At 61.5% G+C, this 16131-nt stretch carries 15 protein-coding genes; 5 read left to right on the top strand and 10 right to left on the bottom strand.

The features are described 5' to 3' along the window. Positions 1-102: 102 nt before the first annotated feature. The 3 genes from NKI96_RS18225 to NKI96_RS18235 all read left to right on the top strand — a co-directional run bounded on the left by NKI96_RS18225 (position 103) and on the right by NKI96_RS18235 (position 2250). The gene (locus NKI96_RS18225) at positions 103-780 is read left to right on the top strand and encodes an amino acid ABC transporter permease (RefSeq protein WP_023693902.1); all 678 of its coding nucleotides are present in this window, start codon (positions 103-105) and stop codon (positions 778-780) included. Further along, on the top strand, positions 777-1451 hold the full coding sequence (locus NKI96_RS18230) for an amino acid ABC transporter permease (RefSeq protein WP_023684787.1): 675 nt from the start codon (positions 777-779) through the stop codon (positions 1449-1451). Before NKI96_RS18225 ends, NKI96_RS18230 begins: the two co-directional genes overlap by 4 nt. 70 nt (positions 1452-1521) lie before the next feature. Beyond that, positions 1522-2250: an amino acid ABC transporter ATP-binding protein gene (locus tag NKI96_RS18235; protein WP_023670319.1), complete on the top strand. Its 729-nt coding sequence runs from the start codon at positions 1522-1524 to the stop codon at positions 2248-2250. 208 nt (positions 2251-2458) lie between these two features. On the opposite strand, the gene NKI96_RS18240 is transcribed toward NKI96_RS18235, so the two are convergent. The 9 genes from NKI96_RS18240 to NKI96_RS18280 form a co-directional block, all read right to left on the bottom strand. After that, positions 2459-3526, bottom strand: coding sequence for a cyclic nucleotide-gated potassium channel (locus NKI96_RS18240; RefSeq protein ID WP_352805498.1), 1068 nt, complete (start codon positions 3524-3526; stop codon positions 2459-2461). Between the two features lie 143 nt (positions 3527-3669). Continuing rightward, positions 3670-4740, bottom strand: a complete 1071-nt coding sequence (locus tag NKI96_RS18245) for an adenylate/guanylate cyclase domain-containing protein (RefSeq protein ID WP_023821290.1) — start codon at positions 4738-4740, stop codon at positions 3670-3672. A gap of 3 nt (positions 4741-4743) precedes the next feature. Continuing rightward, positions 4744-5238 carry a Rab family GTPase gene (locus NKI96_RS18250; RefSeq protein ID WP_023670316.1) on the bottom strand — a complete coding sequence of 165 codons (495 nt, stop codon included), beginning with the start codon at positions 5236-5238 and terminating at the stop codon, positions 4744-4746. Between the two features lie 11 nt (positions 5239-5249). Then, positions 5250-7928 carry an OmpA family protein gene (locus NKI96_RS18255; protein ID WP_352805501.1) on the bottom strand — a complete coding sequence of 893 codons (2679 nt, stop codon included), beginning with the start codon at positions 7926-7928 and terminating at the stop codon, positions 5250-5252. Between the two features lie 7 nt (positions 7929-7935). Continuing rightward, complete coding sequence (locus NKI96_RS18260; RefSeq protein ID WP_023670314.1) at positions 7936-8601, bottom strand: hypothetical protein; 666 nt, start codon at positions 8599-8601, stop codon at positions 7936-7938. 196 nt (positions 8602-8797) lie between these two features. Continuing rightward, entirely contained in the window at positions 8798-9199 is a 402-nt protein-coding gene (locus NKI96_RS18265; protein ID WP_023670313.1) for a GFA family protein, read from the bottom strand. A 21-nt stretch (positions 9200-9220) separates the two neighbouring features. Next, on the bottom strand, positions 9221-10279 hold the full coding sequence (locus NKI96_RS18270) for a Gfo/Idh/MocA family protein (protein ID WP_023701868.1): 1059 nt from the start codon (positions 10277-10279) through the stop codon (positions 9221-9223). 103 nt (positions 10280-10382) lie between these two features. After that, the gene (locus tag NKI96_RS18275; RefSeq protein ID WP_023701869.1) at positions 10383-11168 is read right to left on the bottom strand and encodes a ThuA domain-containing protein; all 786 of its coding nucleotides are present in this window, start codon (positions 11166-11168) and stop codon (positions 10383-10385) included. A gap of 146 nt (positions 11169-11314) precedes the next feature. Then, positions 11315-12877, bottom strand: a complete 1563-nt coding sequence (locus tag NKI96_RS18280) for a DUF2778 domain-containing protein (protein ID WP_081731616.1) — start codon at positions 12875-12877, stop codon at positions 11315-11317. A 481-nt stretch (positions 12878-13358) separates the two neighbouring features. Between NKI96_RS18280 and NKI96_RS18285 the strand changes: the two genes are divergently transcribed. Continuing rightward, entirely contained in the window at positions 13359-13910 is a 552-nt protein-coding gene (locus NKI96_RS18285; RefSeq protein ID WP_352805503.1) for a cytochrome c, read from the top strand. Positions 13911-14039: 129 nt separating this feature from the next. Beyond that, on the top strand, positions 14040-14462 hold the full coding sequence (locus tag NKI96_RS18290; RefSeq protein WP_023670308.1) for a hypothetical protein: 423 nt from the start codon (positions 14040-14042) through the stop codon (positions 14460-14462). A 723-nt stretch (positions 14463-15185) separates the two neighbouring features. Here NKI96_RS18290 and NKI96_RS18295 read toward each other — a convergent pair. Further along, on the bottom strand, positions 15186-16118 hold the full coding sequence (locus tag NKI96_RS18295) for a dimethylarginine dimethylaminohydrolase family protein (RefSeq protein ID WP_352805507.1): 933 nt from the start codon (positions 16116-16118) through the stop codon (positions 15186-15188). Positions 16119-16131 lie beyond the last annotated feature (13 nt).

A 16131-nucleotide genomic window follows, 5' to 3' on the forward strand; every position in this document is an offset into this window, starting at 1 on the left:
AGTGAATGGTGAATGGTGAATGGTGAATGGCCATTCCGGACGCCCTTCACTGCTCACCACTCACTACTCACTACTGCCCATTACCATTCACAATTCACCGCCATGCTCGAAAATTTCAGCTTCCGCACCATCATCGAATATCTGCCGCTGTTCGGGCAGGGTCTGATCACGACCGTATGGCTGTCGGCGCTGTCTTTTGCGGGCGCGCTGGCCGTCGGCATCGTGCTCGCCGCCATGAACCTGCAGCGCGGCCAGCTGTTTCGCGTGCTGGCCAAGGGCTATATCGATGCCGTGCGCGCCACGCCGTTGCTGGCGCAGCTCTACTTCCTCTATTTCGGCCTGCCGCGTCTCGGCTTCGTCCTGCCCGAGCTGGTCGTAGGCATCATCGCTCTGTCGCTGAACAGCGGCGCCTATGTCGCGGAAATCATCCGCGCCGGCATCCTGTCGATCCCGCGCGGCCAGGTCGAGGCCGGGGTTGCCTCGGGAATGACCTATGTCCAGCGCATGCGCCTGGTCATCCTGCCGCAGGCGTTCAAGGTGACGATCCCGCCGCTGCTCGGCCAGGCGATCGTGCTGGTCAAGGATTCCGCGCTGTTGTCGCTGATCTCGGTTTCCGAACTGACGCGCGCCGGCCAGTTGCTGGCGTCCGACCGCTTCATGCCGGCCGAAGGTTTCATCACCATCGCCGCTTTCTATCTGCTGCTCTATTACGGCCTCAAAGGACTGGCGGGGCTGTCCAGTCGCTGGCTCGGTCTGCAGCCGGCAAGGAGCAGCACATGATCTGGCAACAGCTGCAAAGCCTGGCCGGCAGCTACCCCCTCGCCTTGCGCGGCCTCGGGATGACCGTGATGCTGTCGGCGATCAGCCTGGTGCTGGGCACGCTGCTTGGTTTCGGCCTCGGCATATTGCGCACCGGCGGCAACCGGCTGATCTCGAGCGTGATCGGCGCCTGGGTCGACCTGATCCGCGGCACGCCGTTTCTGGTGCAGATCTTTCTGATCTTCTTCATCCTGCCGGAATTCGGCATCGAGCTCGATGCCTTCACGGCCGGCATCATCGCGCTCACCAACCTCGCCGCGTGCTTCATCTGCGAGATCGTCGCCGCCGGCATCCGCTCGGTGCCGACCGGCCAGGTTGAGGCAGCTCTGGCGTCTGGCCTGTCGCGCTGGCAACGCATGCGCCAGGTGGTGCTGCCGCAGGCGATGCGCATCGTGCTGCCGCCGCTGGTCGGGCAATATGTACTGTTGATCAAGGATTCCTCCGTCGTCTCGGCGATCGGGCTGACCGACCTCACCCGCGTCGGCTGGCTTGTGGTGCAGCGTGTGCCCAACGGCCTGCTGGTCTTCTTCCTGGTCGGCGTCGGCTATTTCGTCGTCTGCTATCCGCTGATCATGCTCGCCCGCCGGCTGGAGCGCCGCATGGGCGCGGCGCATGGCGAGGTGCAGCTGTGACATCGAACCCAAAGGGCTGACCGCCATGACCAATCCAAGCCCGACCAAGACAAACCTGACCAAAACGGGCATGATCGACTTTCGCGGCGTCAACAAATGGTTCGGCTCGCTCAATGTGCTGAAGGACATCACGCTCAGCGTCGAGCCGCGCGAAGTGGTCGTCGTCTGCGGCCCAAGTGGTTCGGGCAAGTCGACGCTGATCCGCTGCATCAACGGCCTGGAAGCGATCAAGGATGGCGACCTCGTCGTCGACGGCCAGCGCCTCGGCGACCCCGCCACCAACATGACGCAGCTGCGCACCGAGATCGGCTTCGTCTTCCAGTCGTTCAACCTCTACCCGCACAAGACGGCGCTGGAAAACGTCACGCTGGCGCCGATCCATGTGCGCAAGATCCCCCGCGCCGAGGCCGAGCAGGCCGGGCGCGACTTGCTGGCCAAGGTCGGCCTCGCCGACAAGGTCAACGCCTACCCGTCACAGCTGTCCGGCGGCCAGCAGCAGCGTGTGGCCATCGCGCGCTGCCTCGGCATGCGCCCCAAGATCATGCTGTTTGACGAACCGACCTCGGCGCTCGATCCCGAGATGATTTCCGAAGTGCTCGACGTCATGGTCGCGGTGGCCGAGGAAGGCATGACCATGATGGTGGTAACGCACGAAATGGGCTTTGCCCGCAAGGTGGCGCAGCGCGTGGTGTTCATGGACGCCGGCGCCATCGTCGAAAGCGGCACGCCGGAAGCGTTTTTCTCCGACCCGAAGACCGACCGCAGCCGGGCTTTTCTAAGCAAGATTCTAAGGCATTAGAGTTTAGCCAAAGCCGGTCGTCCGAAAGGCCGCGGGGCAGGAACTGTCGACGCACAGCGCCAAACAACGAGCCGCCGGTAGAGTGGATCGGCTACGTTTAGGTCTCCGGCTACGCCTCTGGGACCTTCCACGTGCCGTCCAGAACCTTCGCGCGTGGTCGATAGAGCCGTACCATCCAGTTCCAGCCGGGCCACCGTCGGCTGTACGGTCAAGCCACCGGCGCCGCGCCGCGCCGCTCGAGCGCTGTCCTGCGGATGATTTCCGCAATTTCCGGGCTGCTGCTGCACAGCATCTGGAAATCCGCCGCGTGCAGCGACAGGAGTGAGACAGAAGTTGCGGCAGTGACGGTCGCCATACGCGGTTCGCCGCTGATCAGCGCCATCTCGCCGAAGAAGGCGCCAGGGCCAAGCTCCACCGGGTTCGGCGTCGCGACGCTGACGCGGCCCTCCACGACGAAGAACATCCGATCGCCGGTCTCGCCGCTGCGGCAGATCACGGCGCCCGCCGGCACCGTGCGGGGTCTTAACGCGCGCACGATCTCGACCAGCGTGGCCGGGCCAAGCTTCTGAAACAACGGAACGCCGGCAATCAATTGCCAATTGCGGACGAAATCCTCGCGACGGACTTCTTGATAAAAGCCGGAGGCAAGAATGCCGGCCCAGAGCCCGAAGATGCCGATGCCACACATCATGACAGCCCCGGCAAGGACGCGGCCGGCGAAGCTTTGCGGAATGTCGTCGCCATAGCCGGTAGTGGACAGCGTGACCACCGCCCACCACATTGTCTCGGGGATGCTGCCGAACTTTTCCGGTTGGACGTCGCGCTCGATGACATAGGCCGCGAGTGCGACACCGAACAGAACCAGGCCGAAGACCGTGGTGACGCCGACCAGGTTGCGCGCTTCGTTGGCCAGAACCCTGCCAAGCAGCGGGAAGAAGGTCGAGTCGCGCAGCGGCTTCAGCAGCCAGACAGCACAGTAGAGGCTCCGGTCGGGCGTGCCGTCGAGCAGAAATGCGGCGACTGGAACCAAAACCGCGAGCACATCGATCGCGATTGCCGGCGTCCTGTCCCTGAGGTCTCCCGCCCAGCGCTTGAGCAGGGTCTCGGCCATCTGCAGAAGATAGGCGGCCCAAATTACAGCGAGCACGGCAGCCAGAAGCAGTCTGCTTCGTCCGGACATGTCGGGCATCGTGAGCGCAGCCACCGCCAGAAGCCCAGGCGCAGCCAGCACCGCATTTAGCGGTGCGTAGATTCTCAGAAAAGGCAGTACCGACATTCTATCCCACCAGCGGCCACTGTGCTCCAGAATAGAGGCCTTCCGGGCAAGCGCAAAGGGTGCTTTGCGATCGCAAGATCAGGTCACCCAATGGCTTTCGGGCGTCGCTACCGGCGCTCCACGGTCGCACCGCAGGCGACGGATCAGCTCGGGAGCCGCCACATTCGCACGCGACCCGCACCGCGCAATTCCGTTTCCTCGAGTGGGTCGCAAGCAAATTTCGGTCCAAGCAGTTGGCAAGTTGCATCGGAAATACGGATTTCATCGGGCTCCGCGGACGTTTGAATACGTGAGGCGAGATTAACGGTCTCACCCCACAGGTCATAGGCGAACCGCCTCTTGCCTATGACGCCGGCGACGATCGGTCCTGAGTGAATTCCAATTCTCAGCCTTATCGGTTCTCCTGCGAAGCGTTCCCGCTTGACCGCTTTGCGCAGCTCAATCGCATAGCGCGTGAGGGCCTTTGCATGATCGGATCGCGCCGTGGGCAGGCCGGCGACCACCATCACACAATCGCCAATTGTTTTGATCTTTTCGCAGCCGTATCGCTCAGAGAGCCGATCCGCCGCCTTGAAGAAGTAGTTTAAAATAGCGAGCGTCGTCACCGCTCCGACGCTGCGCGCTCGTTCCGTAAAACCGACGATGTCGGCAAAAAGCACACTCACCTCTGCGTGGTTGTCGGCAATTTTCTTTTGCGCTTTCAATCGCTCCGCGATCGAGGCCGGGAGAATGTTGAGGAGCAGGTTTTCGGCGCGCTGATATTCACGCGCCAATCCCTCCTGGCTCTTCCTCAACGCCTCGTTCGTCGATTGCAATTTTTCGTTGAGTTGACGCTCCCTCTCTTGCAGGAGCGTCATTTCATAGGCCTTCTGTTGAAGCCGCTGCCTGTTGTCTCGTTCGGCAGTGGCGTCCAGAAAAAGCAGCCACACGAACGCATTGTCAGCAAAAAAATGGAGGTCGGCGACACGCCCGCCGGGCAGTTCAACCATATCCATGCGAAACGGAAGCTCCGGGCAAGGCAGCAAACCTTCCATGAATTCAAGCTGCTCCGCAACAGGCTTGCCGATGCGAAGCGATGACAGCCCGTAATGTTCAACATTACCGCCCTTGGCAGCTATGCAAAGCTCAGCGTCGATTTTCAGATAAGCGACAGCGTGCCCGTCGAAGAAGAAATTGAAAAACCAATTTCTGACTTCTTTTGGCAATTCATGCATGGTCTATTTGGTGACCATCAAGGCAAGTTGACGAAAGGCGTCATCGACCTGCTCGCCCGAAAGCGCACTTGTTAGATAGATTTGCCATCCACGTTGCCTCAACTCGTTGATCTCACCATCCGATATCGCCCACCGATCGGCCAGATCGGACTTGTTGAACAGCAATACGAACGGCATGGCGCCGAATTCGGCCTCGACCCGTTCGCGCAGCGTGAGTGCCACGGCAAGAGTAGCAGCGCGGGTTCCATCGACGACTAGCACGAGCCCGGTTGCACCTCGAACATAGCTGACGCGGAATGAGCCGATATCGTCCTCGCCGGCCAAATCCCACAAAATCAGATCCACGGTTTTGTCCGGGAGCGCGACGCTTTTCTTGTCGATTTTCACTCCGACGGTGGTCAAGTAGGTTTCTGAGAAGATGCTCTGCACAAACCTGCGGACCAGACTCGTCTTTCCGACGGCGAAGCCGCCCAGCATGCAGATCTTTTTTTGCAACATGTTGGGCTCCGCTAGTCCAGGTTTACCGTAATCGAAACCCGGCGATTGGTGGAGCTACCGGTTAGACTGTTTTCAGGTACAGCCGGCTCAAAAGTGCCCGCGCCCCGAACCAGCAGCAGTTCGGGAGCAACGCCGCGCTTGTTGAGAAGCGCACGAACTGTCTCGGCGCGGGCGGCGCTGATCGACGCGTTGGCCGTCTCACGGCCCGTGGTGTCCGAATGCCCGGTCAACATGAACCGCGCCGTTACGCCGGAATTGCGGGCACTCTGGGCGAATTCCTTTATTTGATCCGCCAACCTGTCGAGAACCGGCGTCTGCTCCGGTCCCGGCACAACCTTGCCGGAAGAGAAGAAAATATCGGTCGTCTGGATCGCCTGCCTCAAATGATTAAGTTCTGCGAGGTTCAGCTCACGCAGCTGCGAGACATCCAGAACCACTCCGTCCGCCGAAAGTTGTTCAGCGGCGGCCCGCGCGCGGTTGATCCAGCCGGCAGGAGCCTCACCCACGGCCACAATGCGACCCTGGATGATCGAGAGCTGAACGGTTTTCGGCGGGGACAGCGCCGCCGTCAGCCGCTTCACCACAAACTTCGGATCAAGGCTCTGATAGAATTGCCACTGTGCATGAACGCGGGCAGGATCAACGTCCGTTCCGGACAGCAGGGCTTGCGGGTCGGCGGCAAGCGGGTCTCTCAAGCCGGAAATATAGAAATGTCCGCCCCTCGCCGTTTGTTGGGCGACGATGATTCCCGGTTGGGCCTCAAGTCGCGACACATAATACTGCCAGTGCTCCGCCGCGCGTGCTTCGGGGCTCACGTCACGAACCTTGGAGATGTCGAATTCGGGTCCGCCTGCCGAAAGCTGCCGGGCCGCCGCGCGCGCGCGATCGATCCAGGTGTCGGGAGCCTCACCCTCGGCAACGATGCGATCATCGACGATCGAAAGTCGTACTGTTTCCGGCGGATACAGTGACGCCGTCAGCCGCTTCAGCACGAACTCCGGCTCAAGGCTCTGATAGAACTGCCACTGCGCATGAACCCGGGCGGGATCGACCTCTGTTCCCGACAACAGCGACTGCGGATCGGCGCCAAGCGGGTCTCGCAGGCCGGCAATATAGAATTGGCCGTCGCTTATCTTTTGGTCTGCAACGATGATGCCCGGCTGGGTCTCCAGTCGCGACACATAGGCGTGCCAGCGCTCCGCCTCGCGCACTTGGGGGCTTACGTCACGAACCCCCGAGATATCGAAGACCGGCCCGCCTGCCGAAAGCTGCTGGGCCGCCGCGCGCGCCCGGCTGATCCAGGTGTCGGGAGCCTCACCCTCGGCGACGATGCGGCCATCGACAATCGAAAGTCGCACTGAATCCGGCGGAGCCAGCGACGCCGTCAGCCGCTTCAGCACGAACTCCGGCTCAAGGCTCTGATAAAATTGCCATTGCGGATGAACCCCGGCCGGATCGACTCCCGTGCCTGACAACAGCGACTGCGGGTCGACGGCAAGCGGGTCCCTCAGGCCGGCAATATAGAACTGGCCATCGCGTACCTGCTGTTCGGCAACGATGATGCCCGGCTGGGCCTCCACTCGCGACACGTAAGCCTGCCAGCGCGACACATAAGCCTGCCAGCGCTGCGCTGATTGCCAGGAAAGAAAGTACCAACCGCCTGCCAGACTCAAGAGCAACAGGGCAACGGCCGCCACCAGCCACGGAAATCCGTCGTTTGATTCCTCTTGCTTGAGCTCGACGCAGGTCTGCAACTGCGCCTCTACGGAGGCCAGCTGCGAACCGTCGCCGTCGAACTGCTCTAAAGCCTCTGAGGATTGCTCATGGATGCGAAGCAACACATCGCGAACGATTTCATGCAATTCCTCCGGCGGATTTCCCCGGATCACCGAAACCAGTGTCGCAAACGGTCCAACTTCCGACCAGAGACGAAGCTCGCCGAAACGGATTGTGTCCAGGCCGCTCTGCTCTTTCTCGTTAAATGAGTCTTTTACAAAATCCTGAATCGCACTGAGCATCGAAGAAATGAGCTGAGGATCTTCGCTCGTCGCATTGTCGGCAGTTACATGCGCTATCAAAAGGCCGGAATTCCGATGAATGAGAAAGGCATGTTCCACACGGTAGACAAGGGAATGCTTCAGAACAACTGCCGAGAAGCTTGCCCCTGTTCTCCAGGCTTCAAGTCTCCACTTGAGCCCGTGCCAGGTGAATATGTGCCTTAGAGTTTCATTCAGCGACTGAAAGGTCTGGTCGATCTTTTCCCCGATCGACTTGCGAATTGCCGGCAGAAACACCGGGTACAATATGTCCGTCAGCGTGCGCGGGCTCTTCTGGATCGACCGTTGCACAGCCCGTTCGACAGCTGGCGCAAGCGCCTCGCCGAGTTGCGCGTAAGGCGCTCGTCCGGCAGCACTGGGAAGAACGTCGCCCACGGCCGCCGCAAGCTGCTCGGGTTCGTCGAGCAGATGCGTAACGCGTGAAAGCTCCGAGATTTCGCGGCTGACCAGCAACTGCCGCAGCGTTTCCATGCGCGGATCGGCGGTGGGAACCGCCTCGAACTGCGCACGGTAGTCCGGATCAACGTTCCGGGCAATTTCGATCAAAAGACGAGCCAGAGCCTCGCGATCAATCTCTGTATCGTTCGAGGCTGTTCTTTGCGGAAGGTTGAATGGGTCGACGGTGGACGTCAAGGTCCCATCAACTCACTTTCCAGCTGCGGTCCGAGTTGCTCTTGCTCCCGACGGGATCCTGATTGAGACATTTTGCAACCTCGACAAACAGGCCAGCCAAAAGATTTCGGTCGGTCTTGACGTTGCTGAGGTCGGCAAACATCTTCTCGATCAGCATCTGAACGCCTTCATTCTTCTGCTTGATTTCCTCACGCAGCAAATGATCGTTTCGATTTATCCGGTCCGAAACGTCGCGCTCGAGCGCGCTCAACTGATCCGACAACGTGCGCACCTGCTTTTCAAGAGCCTGGTTTTGCTCGCGAAGATTCCGGTCGATCTCCTTGTCGGCATCGGCTCGTGAATCTTTTTCGCTCCGCAATTGCCCTGCAAGCGAATCGATCTGCTTCTTTGCATTCGACTCGTACATTTCGAGATTGCGCTTGGCCTCGGACTCGACATCCTTGAAGCGCTGCAACACCCGTTCTTCAAGCTTGGAAAAACGGCGGTCATAGTCCTGCATCTGGTTGCCGAAGAGCAGGTCACGGATCTTGTCGACACCGACGGCGTCGCCGGCGGTTCCGTTTTCGCGGGCCTGAACTCCCATGAAGTTCAGCCCGTTTCCTTCTGTGTTACCTATCAGATTTACGTCCGCCTTCTTTTCTGAAGAAGCGGAATTCGAAGATTCCTTAGCCATCCATATACCCCCATTGAACACATGCCGTCAGGTAAGCATGTCAGCAATCGGGCCGCAAGCCGGATTCGTCTTGACTTATGCCTATTCATGGGGCAGCCGAGCGCGGTGGCTAACGGCCCGGCAATGGCAATCAGGGGCGATGCCCTCTTGAAGGCGCGGAGCGTGCGGACGGTTCCGGGTATCCAAAAAGCGGCCTTCAGTCGAACGTCGCCAGCGGCTCGGCATTGATCTCGACCCACTCACAGCGACGGCTTTCGTGGTAAAAAGACTGGAAGGGCGGCGGGAACGACGGGTCGGCGAAGGCGCCGACGGGAATGGCGATCACACCGGGCTGCGTGTCGATGCGATAGTGGACGGCGGCGCCGCACTCCGGGCAGAAATTGTAGATGACGCGGCCGCCCTCGTCGCCGGTGCGCGTGAACTGCTTCGCCCGTCCCTCGATCGATACATCAGCTTGCGCAAACCGGACATTGTAGCTGAAGGCGCTGCCGGTGCGGCGCTTGCAGTCGAGGCAATGGCAGACCGAGATGCGCACCGGCTCGCCCGAACAGACGGCTGAAAGCTGGCCGCAGAGACATTGCGCGCGGCGCGTGACCATTGTTTCTTCCTCCCCTTCACATCACTGCGTATCGGCGCTGGCCCTCAGTTCCGTCCGCTTCTGTTCCGAAACCATGGCCAGATCCAGCACCTTCTGCAGTTCGGCGGCATGGTGGAATGAAGGCTCGGCCTGCACGCCGCTGCGAACCGCATCGACGAAGCGCTGGTAATTGGTCGGCACCGTGCCGGCGTCGAGCACCTGCCATTTGGCGTTCTCGATACCCCCGCCGACACACGCCTTCAGTTCCGAACCCTCGAGATTGTGCACGACTTCGATGCCGCCCTTGTCGCCATAGATGCGCAGGCGCAATTCGTTGATGTGGCCGGTCGCCCAGCGGCTGGCGTGAACGACGCCAAAGGCGCCGTTGGAGAAATCCAGCGTCATGGCGAAGCTGTCATTGGCGTCGAGGTCGTATTCGCCGATACGGTTGCCTGGCGCCTTGTCGAAGGTGCGCAGCCGGCAAAACACGTGGTCGACATCGAGTGCGGCGCCATAGCTGGCGAAATCGAGGATGTGGATGCCGACATCGCCGAGCACGCCGTTGGAGCCGTGGTCGCGCGACAGCCGCCACAGCCATTTCGGGTCGGTGCGCCAGTCGCCCCAGAATTTCGAGACCAGCCAGCTCTGTAGATAGGAGGACTCGACGTGGCGGACGGTGCCGATCTCGCCGGCCAGCACCATCTGCCGCGCCTTCTGCAAGGCAGCGACATTGCGATAGGTGAGATTGACCATGTTGACGATGCCGGCGGCCTCAGCCGCTTTGGCCATCTCGCTTGCCTTGCCGAAGTCTTCGGCCAGCGGCTTTTCGCACAGCACCGGCTTGCCGGCCGCGATCAGCGCCATGGTGGTCGGGTGGTGAATGCGGTCGGGCGTGACGTTGGCGACCGCATCGAACTCGCCCCACGCCAGCGCGTCTTCCAGCGATGTGAATCGCTTCGGTATCTTGAACCCGTCGGCAAATTCGCCAACGCGCTTTTCATCGACGTCGACAGCACCGACGATCTCGACGCCGTCGATACCGCCGAAGCGGCGGGCATGCTCCTGCGCCATCCAGCCGGTACCCAGTATCAAAAGCCGCATTCTCTGCACTCCGAGCGAATTGGTTCGATTCAATCATATGGCGCAGATACGGTCTAGGAAACCCATGCGGAAAACCGCTACGCCTTTTTTCCTGGATTTTGCTTTAGCGGAAGCCGGCCTCGCCCGAAGCGTGCAGCTTGCCGCCGCGCTCGACGATCGGCTCCAGCGCCTTCTCGACCGGCACGTTCGGCGCCTCGAGGATCGCCGACTTGGTGCCCTGCGGATTGTGCGCCCACTTCACCGCATTGCGCAGCACCTTGTGCACATTGGCGTCGTGATAGGTCGGATAGGTCTCGTGGCCCGGGCGGAAGTAGAAGACATTGCCGGCGCCGCGGCGATAGGTCAGCCCAGAACGGAACACCTCGCCGCCCTGGAACCAGGAGATGAAGACGGTCTCCAGAGGTTCGGGCACGGCGAACTGCTCGCCATACATTTCTTCATTCTCGAGCTCGAAATATTCGCCGACGCCCTCGGCGATCGGATGGCTGGGACTGGTCACCCAAAGCCGCTCGCGCTCGCCCGCCTCGCGCCATTTCAGCGTGCAGGGCGTGCCCATCAGCCGCTTGAAGATTTTCGAGAAATGGCCGGAATGGAGAACGATCAGCCCCATCCCCTCCCAAACGCGGCGGGCGACGCGCTCGACGATCTCGTCGGCCACCGCGCCATGATCCTTGTGGCCCCACCAGACCAGCACGTCGGTCTCGGCCAGACGGTCGGCCGGCAGGCCGTGCTCCGGCTGCTCGAGCGTGGCGGTCGAGGCGGAGATCGCCTTGTCGGCATTCAGCGCCTTGGCGATGGTCGTGTGCATGCCCTCGGGATAGAGGGCTGCGACCACCTCATTGGTCCGCTCATGGATGTTCTCGCCCCAAACGACAGCGCGTATTGTCATGGATGTCCTCGTGGTGAAGCCGACCCGCAGGGGTCACTCATAGTCTGCCTGGGGGTGAAAAGGGAATAGGCAGTGGGGAATAGGCAATAGGGGCAGAAAAACAAGGAACAGGCGATGGACGCTCCTGGGCCCTACTGCCTACTGCCTTACGCTCCCCGGCCTTCCTGAGCGACCCGCGTCAGCGGCTTGGTCAGGCGCGGCACGACGACGAGGCGCTTGATCTTGCCCTTCTTGTAGGCGGCAAGGAAGCGGGCGTAGTCCTTGAAGACGACGCAGCCATTGGATTCCGCACGGCCGCCGCGCAGCATGTAGGTGTGGGCGAGCAGGCCGTCGCGGCCGTATTTATTGCCGCCGCTGACGGGAGTGAGACGGAGCGCCTCGACGCCATGGAAGCGGGATTCGCGCAGTCGCAGATCATAGGTGTTGGGCGGCGTCGGGCCGACATTCTTCTTGTGCACGAAGCGCGGCTGGTCGACCATCGAACCCAGCCCCGAATGGGCCTCCAGCCGCGAGCCGTCCGGCATATAGACGGTCTTGGCCGAGATATCGTACACGGCGACGCCGCCGCCCATTCCGGGCGTGGCGAACAGATCCTTGAAGGCGCGACCGACACCGCCCGCCGGGACGTCCGGCTTGGCATAGGCCAGCATCTCGCCGGCCTGTGTCTTCGACCGTTTGCCAGGCTTGATCCGGCTTGATTGGATGCTCTGGCTGTCTGGCACGCCAGGCAGTGCGGCGACCTCCGAAGTACTGCGTGGCGAGCGCGGCGACGAATTGCCCGGCGACTGGGGTGCGGGGCTCTCGGCCGTCCCGTCGGTCTGTGGCTTGGCTGCCCTGGGCTTGCTGGCTTGCCGAGGCTCTGCAGGCTGAGCGGTTTCGGCGCGTGGACGCCAACCCGGCAACGCAATGTTGTCGGGCAGATCGTCCTGCGGCGGCAGCGAAGCGACCTGAACTTCGGCCTGCTCAGGATCCTGCCCTCCGGCGATTGCTTCAACGGCCGGCGGCGGGGCCAGCATGTCAGCGTCTTCCGGCAAGCTGTTGGCCAGCGCCAGCGCCAGGCGCGACGAGCGTTCGATCTCAGCCACTTCCGGCCCAAAGCGTTCCGAGGCTGGGCCATGCTGATCGGGCAGCCGGACTTCGGCGAAACGGGCAGCGACCGGAAGGCTGGCAAGCATGAAGGGCGCATTCGAGGCCTTGGCGAAGGCGGCAGCCAGCTTTTGCGGCGACAGCTCTGCCTTGGCCACCACGCCGTCGAAGCGCATGCCGCGCGAAGTGGCGAGAGCGACGCTGGTGTTTGGCGCAATGTTTGAGGCGACACTGCTCGGGGCCACAGCGTGCGCGGCCGGCTTCAGCCGCGCCATCTTGCCGTCATGCGCGAAGTTCGCGGCGGCATGCGCGCAGCCGGCGTCGCATTGGCTGAGCAGCGAGGCCTGTGATTTTTGCGCCGAAAGCCGCGGCGCCCACGAATTGGCGAGGCTGCGGCGCGAATCGGCAAGTGCTGCGTTCGGCAGAAGCAGACTGTGCGGAAGGCTGTTGGAGGCTGCGGTGAGCGAGGTACCGAGCGAATAGAGGCCGGCCATGGTTGCCACCGACCACAGCGCCAAGGCCGCGCCGACAACCGGCACCACCACCCAGCGCTGGCCGGATCTCTTCGAAGTCAAACCCCGTTCAGGAGTGTCGCCCCGGTCTTTCAAACGCAAAAACGCCATACAACCACTCTCAATCGGCATGCAGGCTTGCGACCCTCGCATCCGTGACATCCACAGTTCGCTGGTGCCCCCTGCACCTTTCGCGTCTGTTGCCGATTGAATCAAAAGATGGACAAAGTTGGTTAACCAATCCCTCCATCAGCCACCGATTATGCGGCGCCTGATACGAAAAAAAGAGCACTCCATGGTCTGCGCCACGGTAGAATGCTCTCCCTCACCCTCGCCTTGCTGCCCGTTTTTGCGATCCAAGTCAAGGAAACGCTGCGTCAGCTTGCTGCAAGCCTGTGCTGATTGCCCGCTGATCGGCCTTCTCAATCAGTTGACCTTCCGGTGGCTGGAAGGTCTATCTGCTCAGAGACGGAGACCTCCGGCGACGGAAATTTACCGATGAGAACCGGCATCACGACCGAAGAATCCGACTGCAGGTCGAACCCCTGCTGCGCTGGCTGAGCACGGATGGATGGGGCAAGGACATGGCGCCGTGAGATGGACTGTGAAAGCGGCGCTGCTGTGGCTGGTCTGTGCCCTTACGATGGGCGCCTCCGTCGGCAGCGGACCGATCGTCGCGGCCCGCCAGGCGTCGATGAAGGAGATGGCGGCGGCTGCGAAAACCATTGCCGGCATGTTCGACCGCAGGCAAGCCTATGACGCGGCAGCCTTCAAGGCGGCAGCGGACACGCTGCGCGCGCGCACCGGCCCTGCCCTGATTGCCGAATTTCCGAGCGGCTCGCTTGGACCGCCTTCGCAGGCCAGGCTGGAGATCGATCAGTCACGGGCGGAATTCGAGGCCCTGGCAAATCATATCGGAACGCTGGCCGACGCTCTGGCCGCCAAGGCCGAAAGCGCGCCGGCCGTCATCACCGATGACATGCGCATGGGCACCGGCCTGGCGATGGGCGGCGGCAGCCTGCTCGGCAAGCGCTCGAATCCAGAGGAAGCCGATCCGACCAAACTGCCGGCGGAGCATATCCTGCATCTCATCCTGCAGGATTGCTCGACCTGTCATTCGAAATTCCGGCAAAAGGTACAGTGAAGCGACATTATCCGGCGGAGCATTTCTTGCTGGCCTGCGCCACAGTCACTTTGCATACAAGTAAATTCGTTTGTGCTAATATATCGCCGGTCGTGCATATCCATGCATGACGAGCATCGGGAGGATGCAATGAAAACCATGAATCGCAGGTCTGCAATTGCCCTCGGTCTGACGACCGCCGCGGTAGCGCCTTTGTTCCCCTTGGCGGCATCGGCAAAAATCAAGAAATACGGCCCGAAAGAGGGCAAGGAGATTGCGCCCGGTGTCAGGGTGGTGGAGGTCGGCACCGGCAATGCAGACATTCCCGCCTACAAGAGCATCGCAATTATCGACGTTGTGTTTCAGCCCGGAGCACATGCTCCTCAAACCGTGATGGACAACGACATGGTGTGCACCATTACCTCAGGTGCATTCACGATCAAGAAAGCGGACAAGGAATTCAAGCTCAAGACGGGTGATATGTACACCTGCTCCAAGGGCAAGACCGATGAAGCGACGAATACAAGCAAGGAGGTCGGCGTGCATCGCATCGCCGTATTGATACCCGCATAGCAGATGGAATTCCGGCCGGACCACGCCGTCGCGAGTCCGGCCGGCCAGACGAGGCGATCTCGTTCCGTCGTCAGCGCGGCCATCTCACGCCAGCCACGCCCTGATCGCCGGGCGGGCGGGAACGGCGCGCATGTGGTCTTCGCGCTATGGCTTTGTTTGGGCATGATCTTTTGGGGAAGCTGGCTTGGTTCAAAATCAACGGCTATTAGGTCGAATGGCTGTTCAATCAGCGCATCCACGTGGCCAATAAGGAGATCGAAAACCGCACGAGTTTTGCCGGCCACCAGGCGGTGTTCGAGGCGATCGAGCGCCGCGACCCGGAAGGCCGGCCAAGCGATGCGGGCGCATCTGGAAAACGACCGGCGCAAGTTCAATTCAGGTTCGGGCAGATTGGACTAGCCGGCAGACGCGGCAGCGCTCTGGCGCAAAGCAAAAAGCCCGCCGTTCAAAGCCGGCGGGCTCCCTTTCAATCATACAGGGCGATCCGGTCGCCGATAACCAGGACGACCGAATTTCGGCCTTCAGCGGCTGGTTGCGCTCAGGGGGCGGGCTTCGACGGGTTCGAAGCGACCAGCGATCCCAGTTTGCCGGCTTTGGCCAGACTCGGCCTTTCGTAGGTTTTTTTCACAGAATCCCTCCTTAATAGCATCAATTTCGTCTGCCGGGCCCGTTTTGTCAAATCTGGCAGCAGTCCGTCACAGGTCCCGGCGGCAATTCGTGCCCTTACGCCGGCTCGCGCTTGAGCGCCTGCGCCATGCAGTGAATGCCGCCCCCGGTCTTGGAAATCTCGCTCATGTCGACGGCAGCAACCTCGAAGCCGCGCGCTTTGAGTTGGCCGATCAGCGACTGGCTCGACGTCGGCGCGATCACCCTGTCCTTGCCCAGCGACATGAAGTTGCAGCCGAGCGCCATCGTGTCCTGGAAGGGCACGTCGATGATCTCGTGGCCCTTGCCCTTCAGCCAGTCGACGATGCCGGGCTCGGTGCAGGCGAGGCACACCGCGGTGAGCTTCTCGGCGATCGGCACTACCATCAGGTCGATATGGACGTAATATTCGTCGATGAAGGCGAGGCGCGTTTCCCAGCCTTCCTTTTCGAACCAGTCCTGCACCTGGCGGGCGCCCTCTTCCTGCGTGCGGGCGCCGCCGCAGCCGATCAGCACCACGCCCTCCTCGATGACGTTGAAGTCGCCGCCTTCGAAGGTGCCAGCCGTGACCATGTCGTAGATCGGGATGCCGAGCTTTTCATAGGTGCGGATGGCGGCATAGTTCTCGCCGCGCCGCCACCAATTGGCCATGGCGGTGATGAAGGCGCCGTAGGGCGTCATGACGCTGGAGTCTCTGGAATAGACCTGCATCGGCAGTTCCGGCGTCGGCTCGTGCCAGTGGATTTTGACGCCGAAATGCTCATAGGCGGCGACGAGGTCCTTGTGCTGCGCTTGGGCGATCTGAACGTTGCAGGGCGCTTCGCGCAAATGCTTGCGCGAGAGCGAGCTGGTCGAGAGGTGGCGCAGGAAGTTTGGCGAGCCGAGCAACACGTCTGTCAGCACGTCGGTCTCGTTGGCAAAGCCCCATGATGTCAGCGGCTTGGTGCCGCCGGCGGGATTGCGGCGCTGCAGCGAGAACGGTTCGGCGACGATGCGGTCATGGACGGTCATAAGGTTCTCCTCG

Source organism: Mesorhizobium sp. M0292 (assembly GCF_040321695.1).
Classification (GTDB): domain Bacteria; phylum Pseudomonadota; class Alphaproteobacteria; order Rhizobiales; family Rhizobiaceae; genus Mesorhizobium.

What these genes read in the sequence shown, in the direction of transcription:
- NKI96_RS18225 (WP_023693902.1), top strand. Translation starts at nt 103, where the DNA reads ATGCTCGAAAATTTCAGCTTCCGCACCATCATCGAATATCTGCCGCTG.
- NKI96_RS18230 (WP_023684787.1), top strand. Translation starts at nt 777, where the DNA reads ATGATCTGGCAACAGCTGCAAAGCCTGGCCGGCAGCTACCCCCTCGCC.
- NKI96_RS18235 (WP_023670319.1), top strand. Translation starts at nt 1,522, where the DNA reads ATGATCGACTTTCGCGGCGTCAACAAATGGTTCGGCTCGCTCAATGTG.
- NKI96_RS18240 (WP_352805498.1), bottom strand. Translation starts at nt 3,526, where the DNA reads ATGTCGGTACTGCCTTTTCTGAGAATCTACGCACCGCTAAATGCGGTG.
- NKI96_RS18245 (WP_023821290.1), bottom strand. Translation starts at nt 4,740, where the DNA reads ATGCATGAATTGCCAAAAGAAGTCAGAAATTGGTTTTTCAATTTCTTC.
- NKI96_RS18250 (WP_023670316.1), bottom strand. Translation starts at nt 5,238, where the DNA reads ATGTTGCAAAAAAAGATCTGCATGCTGGGCGGCTTCGCCGTCGGAAAG.
- NKI96_RS18260 (WP_023670314.1), bottom strand. Translation starts at nt 8,601, where the DNA reads ATGGCTAAGGAATCTTCGAATTCCGCTTCTTCAGAAAAGAAGGCGGAC.
- NKI96_RS18265 (WP_023670313.1), bottom strand. Translation starts at nt 9,199, where the DNA reads ATGGTCACGCGCCGCGCGCAATGTCTCTGCGGCCAGCTTTCAGCCGTC.
- NKI96_RS18270 (WP_023701868.1), bottom strand. Translation starts at nt 10,279, where the DNA reads ATGCGGCTTTTGATACTGGGTACCGGCTGGATGGCGCAGGAGCATGCC.
- NKI96_RS18275 (WP_023701869.1), bottom strand. Translation starts at nt 11,168, where the DNA reads ATGACAATACGCGCTGTCGTTTGGGGCGAGAACATCCATGAGCGGACC.
- NKI96_RS18280 (WP_081731616.1), bottom strand. Translation starts at nt 12,877, where the DNA reads ATGGCGTTTTTGCGTTTGAAAGACCGGGGCGACACTCCTGAACGGGGT.
- NKI96_RS18290 (WP_023670308.1), top strand. Translation starts at nt 14,040, where the DNA reads ATGAAAACCATGAATCGCAGGTCTGCAATTGCCCTCGGTCTGACGACC.
- NKI96_RS18295 (WP_352805507.1), bottom strand. Translation starts at nt 16,118, where the DNA reads ATGACCGTCCATGACCGCATCGTCGCCGAACCGTTCTCGCTGCAGCGC.